At 67.3% G+C, this 13,408-nt stretch carries 14 protein-coding genes; 3 read left to right on the top strand and 11 right to left on the bottom strand.

The window, feature by feature from the left end; all coding sequences use genetic code 11:
- The 5 genes from ACNQQL_RS32855 to ACNQQL_RS32875 all read right to left on the bottom strand — a co-directional run bounded on the left by ACNQQL_RS32855 (position 1) and on the right by ACNQQL_RS32875 (position 2,908).
- Positions 1-525 carry an O-acetyl-ADP-ribose deacetylase gene (locus ACNQQL_RS32855; protein ID WP_347068494.1) on the bottom strand — a complete coding sequence of 175 codons (525 nt, stop codon included), beginning with the start codon at positions 523-525 and terminating at the stop codon, positions 1-3.
- Positions 526-617: 92 nt separating this feature from the next.
- Positions 618-1,616, bottom strand: coding sequence for an NAD(P)H-dependent glycerol-3-phosphate dehydrogenase (locus ACNQQL_RS32860; protein ID WP_105389625.1), 999 nt, complete (start codon positions 1,614-1,616; stop codon positions 618-620).
- A 25-nt stretch (positions 1,617-1,641) separates the two neighbouring features.
- Positions 1,642-2,121, bottom strand: a complete 480-nt coding sequence (gene secB / locus ACNQQL_RS32865) for a protein-export chaperone SecB (RefSeq protein WP_034179115.1) — start codon at positions 2,119-2,121, stop codon at positions 1,642-1,644.
- A gap of 107 nt (positions 2,122-2,228) precedes the next feature.
- Entirely contained in the window at positions 2,229-2,489 is a 261-nt protein-coding gene (grxC, locus tag ACNQQL_RS32870; protein WP_347068497.1) for a glutaredoxin 3, read from the bottom strand.
- Complete coding sequence (locus tag ACNQQL_RS32875) at positions 2,486-2,908, bottom strand: rhodanese-like domain-containing protein (protein WP_057926481.1); 423 nt, start codon at positions 2,906-2,908, stop codon at positions 2,486-2,488. The genes grxC and ACNQQL_RS32875 overlap by 4 nt, the downstream gene beginning before the upstream one ends.
- 134 nt (positions 2,909-3,042) lie before the next feature.
- Here ACNQQL_RS32875 and gpmA point away from each other — a divergent pair, with 134 nt between their 5' ends.
- From gpmA to ACNQQL_RS32890, 3 genes are all read left to right on the top strand, one after another.
- Positions 3,043-3,789 carry a 2,3-diphosphoglycerate-dependent phosphoglycerate mutase gene (gene gpmA / locus ACNQQL_RS32880; protein ID WP_175963615.1) on the top strand — a complete coding sequence of 249 codons (747 nt, stop codon included), beginning with the start codon at positions 3,043-3,045 and terminating at the stop codon, positions 3,787-3,789.
- 250 nt (positions 3,790-4,039) lie between these two features.
- Complete coding sequence (locus ACNQQL_RS32885) at positions 4,040-5,587, top strand: S41 family peptidase (RefSeq protein ID WP_072437287.1); 1,548 nt, start codon at positions 4,040-4,042, stop codon at positions 5,585-5,587.
- Between the two features lie 121 nt (positions 5,588-5,708).
- A complete protein-coding gene (locus tag ACNQQL_RS32890) occupies positions 5,709-6,461 on the top strand; it encodes a molybdopterin-synthase adenylyltransferase MoeB (RefSeq protein WP_347068500.1) in 753 nt (250 codons plus the stop codon).
- A gap of 88 nt (positions 6,462-6,549) precedes the next feature.
- Here ACNQQL_RS32890 and ptsP read toward each other — a convergent pair whose 3' ends face one another.
- The 6 genes from ptsP to ACNQQL_RS32920 form a co-directional block, all read right to left on the bottom strand.
- The gene (gene ptsP / locus ACNQQL_RS32895; protein ID WP_347068502.1) at positions 6,550-8,322 is read right to left on the bottom strand and encodes a phosphoenolpyruvate--protein phosphotransferase; all 1,773 of its coding nucleotides are present in this window, start codon (positions 8,320-8,322) and stop codon (positions 6,550-6,552) included.
- 201 nt (positions 8,323-8,523) lie between these two features.
- On the bottom strand, positions 8,524-8,793 hold the full coding sequence (locus ACNQQL_RS32900; protein ID WP_072437289.1) for an HPr family phosphocarrier protein: 270 nt from the start codon (positions 8,791-8,793) through the stop codon (positions 8,524-8,526).
- Positions 8,794-8,867: 74 nt separating this feature from the next.
- Complete coding sequence (locus tag ACNQQL_RS32905) at positions 8,868-9,338, bottom strand: PTS sugar transporter subunit IIA (protein ID WP_034179121.1); 471 nt, start codon at positions 9,336-9,338, stop codon at positions 8,868-8,870.
- Between the two features lie 234 nt (positions 9,339-9,572).
- Positions 9,573-10,529, bottom strand: coding sequence for a glutathione synthase (gene gshB / locus ACNQQL_RS32910; protein ID WP_072437290.1), 957 nt, complete (start codon positions 10,527-10,529; stop codon positions 9,573-9,575).
- Positions 10,530-10,556: 27 nt separating this feature from the next.
- Entirely contained in the window at positions 10,557-11,846 is a 1,290-nt protein-coding gene (gene gshA / locus ACNQQL_RS32915) for a glutamate--cysteine ligase (protein ID WP_034179123.1), read from the bottom strand.
- A 243-nt stretch (positions 11,847-12,089) separates the two neighbouring features.
- On the bottom strand, positions 12,090-13,408 hold a 1,319-nt coding region (locus ACNQQL_RS32920; protein ID WP_347068505.1), incomplete at its 5' end, for an ammonium transporter.

The following is a 13,408-nucleotide window of genomic DNA, read 5'->3' on the forward strand; positions in this document are numbered from 1 at the left end:
TCAGGCCCGTGCGAGCCGCGCGCGATACAGGTCGTGGATGTCGGGGGAAAAGCACGCGAACACCACGCGTGCCAGGCTCGGCGCCTGCGGCAGCATTTCGACGACGGTGCCGACTGCAATGTCGACGGCCTCGCAGGCCGGATAACGGTAGATGCCGCAACTGATCGCCGGAAACGCGATCGACGTCGCGGCCACCTCTTCGGCCAGCTCGATCGCGCGCCGGTAGCACGATGCGAGCAGGTCGGGCTCGCCGCAACCGCCGCCGTGCCACACCGGCCCGACCGCATGGATCACGTAGCGCGCCGGCAGCCCGTGGCCGCGCGTGAGCTTCGCGTCGCCCGTATCGCAGCCGCCGAGCGTGCGGCACTCGGCGAGCAGGCCGGGGCCGGCCGCGCGGTGAATCGCACCGTCGACACCGCCCCCGCCAAGCAGCGAGCCGTTCGCGGCGTTGACGATCACGTCGACCTCGAGCGTCGTGATGTCGACGACCTGCGCGTCGAGCGTGGTGGAATGGATCTGCAGCATGACAACCTCCCGGAGTGCCGGAGACTGTTCAAGCGTAGTGCGCTTTGGCGGCGCGCGCCTGACGCGACCGCGCCGGGCGGCGCCCGTCCGCGCTACTCGGCGCGCGCGTCGCGCCGCAGCAGGCCGCTGACGGCGTCGCGCGGCGCGATGCCGTCGAACAGCACGCCGCACACGGCTTCGGTAATCGGCATTTCGATCGACTGCGCGTGCGCGATCGCCAGCACGGCCTGCGCGCAGCGCACGCCTTCGGCCACGTGGCCGAGCGCACCGAGGATGTCGTTCAGCGTCCGGCCGGCCGCCAGTTGCAGGCCGACCGTGCGGTTGCGCGACAGGTCGCCCGTCGCGGTGAGGATCAGGTCGCCGAGACCCGTGAGGCCGGTGAAGGTTTCCGCGCGGCCGCCGAGTGCGACGCCGAGCCGCGACATTTCGGCGAGGCCGCGCGTAATCAGCGCGGCGCGCGCGTTCAGCCCGAGGCCGAGGCCGTCGGAAATGCCGGTCGCGATCGCAAGCACGTTCTTCACCGCGCCGCCGACCTCGACGCCGACCACGTCGTCGCCCGTATAGATCCGCATCGCGCCGTGATGGAACGCGGCGAGCGTGCGCTCGCGGCATTCGGCGGACGCGCTCGCCACCGTCAGCGCGACGGGCAACGACTGTCCGACCTCGCGTGCAAAGCTCGGCCCCGACAGCACGCCGTTGCTGCGCTGTTCGGGCAGCTCGGCCGCGATCACCTGATGCGGCAGCAGATGCGTGTCGGCCTCGAAGCCCTTGCAGACCCAGACGATGTGCGCGGGCACGCAGCCTGCGTCGCGCATCGCGCGGCACAGCGTGCGCAGCCCGGCCACGGGCGCGGCGATCACGCACAGCGCGTCGTCCGCTGCGCCATGCGCGAGCGCGGCGCCGAGATCGGCGTCGTAGCGCAGTGCGTCAGGCAGCGCGATGCCGTCCAGATAGCGGGAATTTTCGTGCCGGGCCTGCAGCCCGGCGATGAGCGCGGCGTCGCGCGCCCACAGAAGCGTATCGTGCCGCGCGGCCAGATGGCCCGCGAGCGCGGTGCCCCAGGCACCGGCGCCGAGAACGGCTACTTTCATACCCAGCACCGGTCCGTGTGAAACGTCAGTTCAGCGTCGTGCCGTTCGGCGCGCCTGCGGCGCCGGCCTGCTGCTGAAGCTGCGCGAGACGCTGCTCGTACAGCGCCTGGAAGTTGATTTCCGCCAGGTGGATCGGCGGGAAGCCCGCACGCGTGATCGCGTCGGCGATGTTCGAGCGCAGGTACGGGAACAGGATCGTCGGGCAAGCGATGCCGACCAGCGGGTCGAGCTGTTCGTCCGGAATGTTGCGAATGTCGAAAATGCCGGCCTGCTTCGCTTCGATCAGGAACGCGACCTTGTCCTTCACCTTCGCGGTGACGGTACCCGACACGACGACTTCGAACACGCTTTCCGCGAGGCGGTCGGCCTTGACGTCGACTTCGACTTCAACCGACGGCATGTCCTGCTCGAGGAAGATAGCCGGCGAATTCGGCTGCTCGAGCGACATATCCTTCAAGTAGACGCGCTGGATGTTGAAGAACGGTTGGTTTTCGACGTCGGACATGGTGTTTCCCTAAAAGTGGTGACGGAGCGGCCCGGCTTCTCGCCGGCCGCCACGGATGAATCCTGCGCGCCCAAGCCGCGGCGCGGCCGGCGGCCATTCTGCCCTAATCAGGCCGCTTGCAGAAGCGACGCGAGCCCGCCCTCGCGGTCGAGCTTCGACAGATCGTCGTAGCCGCCGACGTGCGTGTCGCCGATATAGATCTGCGGCACCGTGCGGCGCCCCGTGCGCGTCATCATTTCCTCGCGGCGCGCCGGATCGCGGTCGATCAGCACCTTTTCGATCTGCTCGACACCGCGCAGCTTCAGCAGGCGCTCGGCCTGCATGCAATACGGACACACCTGCGTGCTGTACATCAAAACCTTGTTCACTTCGCCACTCCTTGTTTGACGACCGGCATCCCGGCCTGCTGCCAGGCAGCCACGCCGCCCTCGAGCACGTGCACCTCGGCATAGCCCGCCGCCTCGACCTCGCGCGCCGCCTTCTGCGACTGCTGGCCATTCTGGCAGACGAGCAGCACCGGCGTGCTCTTGTTCTTCGCGACCTGCGCGATCTTCGCGCCGATCTCGCCCGCCGCGACCTGACGCGCCGACGGCAGGTGGCCGGCGGCGAAATCGGACGCGGCGCGCACGTCGATCACGACCGCATTGCGGCGGTTGATGAGCTGGGTGGCCTCCGCGGCCGACAGGCCGCCGCGGCCGCGGCGCAGGGCGGGCCACGCCAGCAGGCCGCCGGATACCAGCAGGATCGCGATGAGGGCCAGGTTCGTGTAATTGGTAAAGAACGTCACGGAATTCCGCCGGAAAAAGAGAAATCGGATGAGGACAATCCCGCCATTATAAAATAACCGCCTTGCGCGATGGCGGGCCCGGGTCGGGTGCCGCGCGACGCGCACCGCTTCCTTCACTACCGACCGCAAGATCCATGTACAAACTCGTTCTCATCCGCCACGGCGAATCGACGTGGAACAAGGAAAACCGCTTCACCGGCTGGGTCGACGTCGACCTGACCGAACAGGGTCGCAACGAGGCCTACCAGGCCGGCGAATTGCTCAAGGAGGCCGGCTACACGTTCGACATCGCGTACACGTCGGTGCTCAAGCGCGCGATCCGCACGCTGTGGCACGTGCAGGACCGGATGGACCTCATGTACCTGCCGGTCGTCCACTCGTGGCGCCTGAACGAGCGCCACTACGGCGCACTGTCGGGGCTGAACAAGGCGGAAACGGCCGCGAAGTTCGGCGACGACCAGGTGCTCGTCTGGCGCCGCAGCTACGACACGCCGCCGCCCGCGCTCGAACCGACCGACGAGCGCGCGCCGTTCAACGACCCGCGCTATGCGAAGGTGCCGCGCGAGCAACTGCCGCTCACCGAGTGCCTGAAGGACACGGTCGCGCGCGTGCTGCCGCTGTGGAACGAGTCGATCGCGCCCGCGGTCCGCGCCGGCAAGCAGGTGCTGATCGCCGCGCACGGCAACTCGCTGCGCGCGCTGATCAAGTACCTCGACGGCATCTCGGACAGCGACATCGTCGGCCTGAACATCCCGAACGGCGTGCCGCTCGTGTATGAACTCGACGAGGACCTGAAGCCGATCCAGCACTATTACCTCGGCGACCAGGACGCGATCGCGCAGGCGCAGGCCGCCGTCGCGAAGCAGGGCAAGGCGGGCTGACGCCCGTCGCGCCGGGCGTGCCGCGTCCGGCGCGGCACGCCGCGCGAACCTTCGCGGCCCCGCTGCGGTCGAACCCGCTTTCGAACCCGCAGCGCGTCCGGCGGTGCCCCGCCGGGCCTGCTCCGGGCCCGGCTCATGGCACCTGTTCGCCGCTTTTCGCGGCGTTCCACTGAGTTATCGGACGAACAGTTATACTTGTCCGCTACATCCCCGCTACCGCCACGCGCTTCCCGACCGCACCAGACTCTCTATGCGAATGAAATTGAAGAACATCGGCCTGATTGCCGCGGGCCTCGCCACGGGCGTGTTCGCCACGCTGCAGATTTCCGCGTCGGCCGAGCAGACCGCCACGGCGCCGCTTCCCCTCGACCAGCTCCGCCTGTTCGCGGAAGTATTCGGCCAGATCAAGCGCGAGTACGTCGAACCGGTCGACGACAAGAAGCTGCTGACGGCGGCGATCAAGGGCATGGTGTCGAGCCTCGATCCGCACTCGTCGTTCCTCGACAAGACCGACTATGACGAGCTGCAGGAGCAGACGAAAGGCCGCTTCGCGGGTCTCGGCATCGAGATCTCGCAGGAAGACGGCCTCGTCAAGGTGATCTCGCCGATCGAGGATACCCCCGCATTCCGCGCCGGCATCCGTCCGGGCGACCTGATCACGCGCATCAACGACAAGCCGGTGCGCGGCATGACGCTCGACAAGGCCGTCAAGCAGATGCGCGGCGAGCCGGGCACCAAGGTCACGCTGACGATCTTCCGCAAGAGCGACGACCGCACGTTCCCGGTCACGGTCACGCGCGCGATCATCAGGGTCCAGAGCGTGAAGATGAAGATGCTCGACCCGGGCTACGCATATATCCGCATCACGAGCTTCCAGGAGCGCACGACGCCCGATCTCGCCGCGAAGCTGCAGGACATCGCGCGCCAGCAGCCGAACCTGAAGGGCCTGGTCCTCGACCTGCGCAACAACGGCGGCGGCCTGCTGCAGAGCGCGGTCGGCGTTGCCGGCGCGTTCCTGCCGCCCGACTCCGTCGTCGTGTCGACCAACGGCCAGATCCCCGATTCGAAGCAGGTCTACCGCGATACGTACGACAACTATCGCCTGCCGTCCTTCGACGGCGATCCGCTGAAGAACCTGCCGCCGGTCTTCAAGACCGTGCCGATGATCGTGCTGACGAACGCGTATTCGGCGTCCGCGTCGGAAATCGTCGCCGGCGCGCTGCAGGATTCGAAGCGCGCGCAGATCATGGGCAAGACGACGTTCGGCAAGGGCTCGGTTCAGACGGTCCGCCCGATGACGGCCGACACCGCGCTGCGCCTGACGACCGCGTATTACTACACGCCGAGCGGCCGCTCGATCCAGAACAAGGGCATCGCGCCCGACGTGCCGGTCGATCAGTACGCGGACGGCGATCCGGACGACGTGCTCGTGACGCGCGAGGTCGACTACACGAACCACCTCGCGAACACGCAGGACCCGAACGAGAAGAAGGAACAGGAAGAGCGCGAGCAGCGCCGGATGGATCAACTGCGCGTCCTCGAAGAGCAGAACGACAAGAAGACGCCGGAGCAACGCCAGAAGGATCGCGATCGCAAGCCGATCGAGTTCGGCAGCGCCGACGACTTCATGATGCAGCAGGCGCTCAACAAGCTCGAAGGCAAGACCGTCCAGGAATCGAAGTCGCTGCTCGCCGAGAGCACGACGAAGAGCCCGGCCGGCAAGGCTGCCGCGGCCTCGAAGGCATCGGGCGCGAGCGCGAAGCCGGCCGCACCGAAGCCTGCGTCGGCGCCGAAGTAAGCGCCGGCCGGCATCCGACGGGCCATCGCGGGAAGACCGCGATGGCCCGTTTTTCATGTGCGCCTAGAATATGCAGATACGCCCGCGCCACCGGCGGCGGCATGCTTCGCCCGATCTCCCCATGAACGACGATCAACTCCTTCGCTACTCCCGCCACATCCTCGTCGACGAAATCGGCATCGAGGCGCAGCAGCGCTTTCTCGACGCGCACGCGATCGTCGTCGGCGCGGGCGGCCTCGGCTCGCCTGCCGCGATGTACCTCGCGGCATCGGGAGTCGGCACGATCACGCTCGTCGACGCCGATACCGTCGACCTCACGAACCTGCAGCGGCAGATCCTGCACGTGACGGCATCGGTCGGCCGCGCCAAGGTCGAATCGGGGCGCGACGCGCTCGCGCAACTGAACCCCGAGGTGAAGGTGAACGCGATCGCGGAGCGCGTCGACGACGCATGGCTCGACGCGCACGTGCCGGCCGCGACCGTCGTGCTCGACTGCACCGACAACTTCGCGACGCGACACGCGATCAACCGCGCGTGCGTCGCGCACGGCGTGCCGCTCGTGTCGGGCGCCGCGCTGCGCTTCGACGGCCAGATCAGCACGTTCGATTTCCGCGATGCGGCTGCACCCTGCTATGCGTGCGTGTTTCCGGAAGACCAGCCGTTCGAGGAAGTCGCGTGCGCGACGATGGGCGTGTTCGCGCCGACGGTCGGGATCATCGGCGCGATGCAGGCCGCCGAAGCGCTGCGCGTGATCGGCGAAATCGGCACGACGCTCAACGGGCGGCTGATGATGCTCGATTCGCTGCGGATGGAATGGACGACGATGAAAATCGCGCGCCAGGCCGACTGCCCCGTGTGCGGGGGCCGGCACTGACGCGCGTCGGACGCATGCGCCGGCCGGCGCATGCACGACACTTCACGGCAGTTAGCGGCGACGCGGGCGCCTGAGCGGCCTAAGCAACCTAAGCGGCCGCATCCGCGCGCGGCTCGGCGACCGACAGCCGCTTCAGCGCGGCCTGCACTTCCTCCGGCTCGAATGCGGCAAGCACGTCGGCCGTCGGTTTCTCGAGCGCCTTCAGGTGCGCGCGCAGGATCTCCTGCTTCACGACGAGCAGCTGGCTCGGGTGCATCGAGAACTCGGTGAGCCCCATCCCGAGCAACAGGCGCGTGAGCGCCGGATCGCCCGCCATCTCGCCGCACACCGACACGGACACGCCCGCGCGCTTCGCTTCGCGCAACGTATAGGAGATCAGGTGCAGCACGGCCGGATGCAGCGGGTCGTACAGGTGCGCGACCGCGTTGTCCGCGCGGTCGATCGCGAGCGTGTACTGGATCAGGTCGTTCGTGCCGATCGACAGGAAATCGAACCGCTTCAGGAACAGCGGCAGCGCGATCGCCGCGGCCGGAATCTCGATCATCGCGCCGATGCGCACGTTCGGATCGTAGGCGAGCCCCGCGTCGTCGAGCTGGCGCTTCGCCTCGCGGATCAGGTCGAGCGTCTGGTCGATCTCCTGCGCGTGCGCGAGCATCGGGATCAGGATCTTTACCTGGCCGAACGCGGACGCACGCAGGATCGCGCGCAACTGCGTGAGGAACATCTGCGGCTCGGACAGGCTCCAGCGGATCGCGCGCAGGCCGAGCGCCGGGTTCGGCGCCGTCTCGTAGCCCTCGTCGAGCGCCTCGAGCGGCTTGTCCGCGCCGACGTCGATCGTGCGGATCGTCACCGGCATGCCCTTCATCCACTCGACGGCCCGCTTGTATGCGGCGAACTGCTCCTCCTCTTCCGGCATCTCCTTCTGATGCATGAACAGGAACTCGGAGCGGAACAGGCCGACGCCGACCGCGCCGGCGTCGACGGCCGCCTTCGCATCGTCGGGCAGCTCGATGTTCGCGTACAGGTCGATCTTGGTGCCGCACAACGTTTGCGTCGGCGAGAATTTCAGACGCTGCAGCTTGCGTTGCTCGAGCAGCTTCTCGGACTGTCGGTACGAATATTCCTCGAGGACGATCGGCGCCGGATCGACGATCACGATGCCCTGGTCGCCGTCGACGATGATCAGGTCGTCCTGGCGGATCAGCGCGCTCGCATGCTGCACGCCGACCGCGGCCGGAATGCCGAGGCTGCGCGCGACGATCGCCGTGTGCGACGTGCGCCCGCCGAGGTCGGTGACGAACGCCTGGAACGACTGCGTCTTGAACTGCATCATGTCGGCCGGCGCGATGTCGTGCGCGACGACGATCATCTCGTTGGTGCCGTTCGCGGCCGCGCGGTCGAGCGCCTGCGACGCGGACGGCGCACCGGCGAGTGCCTTCAGCACGCGCTCGACCACCTGCTCGATGTCGGCCTTGCGCTCGCGCAGGTATTCGTCCTCGATGTCGTCGAAGTGGCGCGTGAGCAGCTCGAGCTGCTCGGTCAGCGCCCACTCGACGTTGTAGCGGCGCGTGCGGATCAGGTCGATGGTTTCCTGCACGAGCATCGCGTCGCTCAGGATCATCATGTGGACGTCGATGAATGCGCCCACTTCGCTCGGGGTGTCGTCGGTCAGGTCGGCGCGCAACGCGTCGAGCTCGCGATGCACGACTTCGAGCGCCGTGCGGAAACGCTCGACCTCGGCGTCGATCTGGTTCGCCTCGATCAGGTAATGGGCGACGTCGAGCGCCGCCGGCGCGATCAGATACGCTCGCCCGATCGCGATACCTCGTGAGACGGGAATGCCTTGCAGCGTGAAGGACACGCGCACCTCCTCTGTACAAGTAAAGCCGCGGCACACTGCTGCGATGCGCTTATGACCCCGGTTAGCGATTATAAATTCCGCGACTCCCTGTTGACTGCATGCAGCGCAACATTGCGCATTCCGCATCAATGCTTTCGACGAAAAAAATGCCGCGAAATCCGCGGCATTCTGGCTGGAAACGGCAACGATCCCGCGCGGTGGTTACTGGCCTTCGCCGAACTTGTCGGCGATCAGCTTCAGCAGCGCGTCCATCGCTTCCCGCTCGTCGGCCCCTTCGGTCTCGATCGTCACGGTGCTGCCGATGCCCGCCGCCAGCATCATCACGCCCATGATGCTCTTCGCATTGATCTTGCGCCCGTTGCGTGTCATCCAGACTTCCGACTGGAAGTTGCCGGCCAGTTGCGTAAGCTTGGCCGATGCGCGCGCATGGAGCCCCAATTTATTGACGATGGTGGTTTCTTGTTGAAGCATGATTCTCGGTCGGGTCGGTCGGGACCGCCGGCGTCACGCGTCGGCGGTGCTGTCTAAAACGAAAAACGCAGTGATCAGTGCGATTCGGTGCGCGGTTGCGGTTCGGGCGGAATCGGCGCGCACTGGCCGCAGCCGGCTTCCGTCGGCGGCGGCGGCGTGCCGGCCGCCACTTCGTGGACGCCCTTCGCGCCGCCGGACAGCGCCTTGTCGACGAGCTTGTCGAGCGGCACGGTGCGATAGCAAACGGCCCGCACGAGCATCGGCAGGTTCACGCCCGCCAGCACGCGCACGTTGTCGATCTTCGCGAGCTGGCCCGCGATGTTCGCGGGCGTCGCGCCGTACATGTCGGTCAGCACGACCACGCCGTTCTCTTCCTTGAGCCGCGCGAGTTCCGCGTGCGCGAACGCCATCACCTGGGTCGGATCGCTGTCCGCCATCACGTCGATACAGCCGATGCGCGCGGGCACGCCGCCGTAGATGTGCGCGATGCAGTCCCGCAGCGCGGTGGCGAGCGGTGCGTGCGCGATGATCAGGATCCCGGCCATGTCAGATCGCTCCCGGCCGCCCCTGGCGGGCCGATACCCCGCGGCGGGGCAATGAGCGTAGCGAGTGTGGGAAGCGTTTCATGTTCAGCCTTGCAACAGTGTCGGCCCGACCGCCGGGCCTTCGGTGCGCCGATCACGGCACCGGGCAAGCGGGCATTGTAGCAGGCCGGTCAAGCTGCTCCGGCGACGGGGGACCTGCGCGGGCCGCCGCCGGGGGGGGCGCAGGAAAACGGCCTACGCGGCCGCGCGCTCCAGCGCGTCGATGAACATCGCGGCGACGTCGAAGCCCGTCTGCTCCATGATCTCGCGGAAGCACGTCGGACTCGTGACGTTCACCTCGGTCAGCCAGTCGCCGATCGCATCGAGGCCGACCAGCAGCAGCCCGCGCGACGCGAGTACGGGCCCGAGCGTCGCGGCGATCTCGCGATCGCGGGCAGTCAGCGGCTGCGCGACGCCGAGCCCGCCCGCGGCGAGATTGCCGCGCACCTCGCTGCCCTGCGGAATCCGCGCGAGCGAATACGGCACGGGCTCGCCCGCGATCAGCAGGATCCGCTTGTCGCCGGCCTTGATCTCGGGAATGAACTTCTGAATCATCAGCGAGCGCGTGCCGTCGTGGCCGAGCATCTCGATGATCGCGCCGAGATTCATCCCGTCGGCCTTCACGCGGAACACGCCCATCCCGCCCATCCCGTCGAGCGGCTTCACGATCACGTCGCCGTGCTCGGCGTGGAACGCGCGCAACCGCGCGGCATCGCGCGTGACCAGCGTCGGCGCGACGAATTGCGGAAACTCGCCGATCGCCAGCTTCTCCGAATGGTCGCGGATCGACTGCGGCTTGTTGAACACCCGCGCGCCCGCGCGCTCGGCGAGTTCGAGCATCCACGTGGCCGTCACGTACTCCATGTCGAACGGCGGATCCTTGCGCATCAGCACCGCGCCGAACGACGTCATTTGACGGGATTCATGCGCGGCCGCCTCGTACCACGGATGACGATGCAGGTCGGCCGTATCGCCGACGATCGTCACGCGCTGCACGTCCGCCTCGACGCCCGACCCGGTCCACGCAAGCTGGTGCGGCTCGCACGTGTAGATCACGTGCCCGCGCCGCGCGGCCTCCGCCATCATCGCGTAGGTCGAATCCTTGTAGATCTTGAAGCGCTCGAGCGGGTCGGCGATAAAGAGAATGTCCATGCGGGTCCTGTACGTAGCGAAGGTCCGTTACACCTGGATGGCTTCGGGATCGGTCTTTTCCAGTTCGATCGACGACGCGATCAGCGACAGCCGCGCGACGACGCCGTACATGTAGAAACGGTTCGGCGGCGCGGCGCCCGGCTTGGCGCCGGCATCCGGCAGCGCGGTGTGCTCGAAGCCGAGCGGCACGTAGTGCATGCCGGGCGCGTTCAGGTTCTGGTCGCGCTCGCGGCCGCCGTGCGTGCGGTAGAAACCGCCGACCACATAGCGGTCGATCATGTACACGACGGGCTCGGCCACTTCGTCGCCGACGCGCTCGAACGTATAGACGCCTTCCTGCACGATCACGTCGCGCACCGCAAGGCCGGCCTTCGACTCGGCCATCTGCGCGCGCTCGGCCTTCGACATGCGGCCGATCTCGGCCGCGTCGTGCACGGTCATCACGCCGCGCCCCGCCGTGCCCGCGTCGGCCTTCACGACGACGTACGGCTTCTCGCTGATCCCGTATTCGCGGTACTTGCGCGCGATCTTCTTCAGCACGCCGTCGATCGCGTCCGCGAGTGCCTGCTCGCCTTCATGCGCCTGCCAGTCGACACCCTCGACGTGCGCGAAATACGGATTCACCATCCACGGATCGACGCCGACCATCTTCGCGAACTTCTTCGCGACGTCGTCGTAGCACGAGAAGTGCGTCGACTTGCGGCGCACGGCCCAGCCCGCGTGCAGCGGCGGCAGCAGGTACTGCTCGTGCAGGTTTTCCAGCACGGCCGGGATGCCGGCCGACAGGTCGTTGTTCAGCAGGATCGAGCACGGATCGAAATTCTTCAGGCCGAGGCGGCGCTGCGAACGCTCGAGCGGTTCGAGCACGATCTTCTGGCCGTCGGCCAGCGTGATCGGCGTCATGTCGGTGATGCTCGGGTCGAGCGAGCCGAAGCGCACGTTCAGGCCGGCCTGGCGCATGATCGTCGCGAGCCGCGCGACGTTTTCCAGGTAGAACGCGTTGCGGGTCGGCAGCTCGGGAATCACGAGCAGGTTCTTCGCGTCCGGGCAGATCTTCTCGATCGCGGCCATCGCGGCCTGCACGGCGAGCGGCAGCACTTCGGACGGCAGATTGTTGAACGCGCCGGGGAACAGGTTCGCGTCGACGGGCGCCAGCTTGAAGCCGGCGTTGCGCAGGTCCACCGAACAATAGAACGGCGGGGTATGTTCCTGCCATTCGAGCCTGAACCAGCGTTCGATCGCAGGCGTCGCGTCGAGGATCTTCCGCTCGAGTTCGAGCAGCGGACCGTTCAACGCGGTAACGAGGTGGGGAACCATGAATCACTCGCGAGCGGGAGAATGAAGATTGTAGAGCAATTGCCCTGCCCATTTGGGGATTGTTCCCGACTTCGCAAGGGTTTGGAGGAAGTTTTCGGCTATTGACCCGATAGCGCGAAGGGTTATGCGCTACGGCAGCACGCGGCAGGAGAAAAAAAGCCCGCCGGGTGGGCGGGCCGAAGTCGCTGCGCTCATTCGTGGCGGGCGCCGTCTGCGCGGCGGCCCACCGTGCATCCTCATGACTTATTCGACATGCTCGCCGTGCAGGATCACGTCGAGGCCTTCGCGCTCTTCCTCTTCGGACACGCGCAAGCCCATCGTCAGGTCGATCAGCTTCAGCAGCACGAAGCTCAGCACGCCGCTGTAGACCAGCGTGATCAGCACGCCCTTCGCCTGCAGCAGCAGGCTGCCGTCGGCACCGCCGATGTCCTTGACCGCGAACACGCCCGTCAGCAGCGCGCCGAGAATCCCGCCCACGCCGTGCACGCCGAACGCGTCCAGCGAATCGTCGTAGCCGAGCTTCGACTTGAGCCACGTGGCCGACCAGAAGCAGATCACGCCCGCCGCGATGCCGATCACGAGCGCACCGGCGACGCCGACGAAGCCGGCAGCCGGCGTGATCGCCACGAGACCCGCGACCGCGCCCGACACGATACCGAGCACCGACGGCTTGCCCTTCGCGATCCATTCGGCAAACATCCAGCCGAGCGCCGCGCAGGCCGTCGCCACTTGCGTGGTCAGCATCGCGAAGCCGGCACGGCCGTCGGCCGCGACCGCGGAGCCCGCGTTGAAGCCGAACCAGCCGACCCACAGCATCGAGCCGCCGATCATCGTCAGCACGAGGTTGTGCGGCGCCATCGATTCGCGACCGTAGCCGACGCGCTTGCCGAGCACCAGGCACGACACGAGGCCCGCGATACCGGCGTTGATGTGCACCACCGTGCCGCCCGCGAAGTCGAGCACGCCGTCGGCCGACAGCCAGCCGGTCGGCTCCCACACCATGTGCGCGATCGGCACATAGACGATCAGCGACCAGAGCGTCATGAACACGAGCATCGCCGAGAACTTCATCCGGTCGGCGAACGCACCGCAGATCAGCGCCGGCGTGATGATCGCGAACGTCATCTGGTAGACGAAGTAGACCGATTCCGGAATCGTCGTCGCCAGGTGGCTGACGGTCAGCGTCGTCGCCTTGTCGCCCTTGATGTAGTTCATCCCGTGCAGGAACACGCGCGACAGGCCGCCGATGAAGCCGTTGCCCGGCGTGAACGCGAGGCTGTAGCCGACCACCGTCCACAGCACCGTGATCACCGCGGTGATCGCGAAGCTCTGCATCACGGTCGCGAGCACGTTCTTCTTGCGGACCATGCCGGCGTAGAACAGCGCGAGACCGGGGATCGTCATGAACAGCACGAGCGCGGTGGAGGTCAGCATCCACGCGGTGTCGCCGGCGCTGATCTTCGACGAATCGACGGAGAACGGTGCGGTCGGCGCGGCGGGTGCGACCGGCGCGGACGCTGCGGCGGCGGCCGATGCGTCGGCGGCGGCGCCCGAAGCCGGTG

It is taken from the genome of Burkholderia sp. LFS061, assembly GCF_047978125.1.
In the GTDB taxonomy this organism is placed as follows: domain Bacteria; phylum Pseudomonadota; class Gammaproteobacteria; order Burkholderiales; family Burkholderiaceae; genus Burkholderia; species Burkholderia pyrrocinia_C.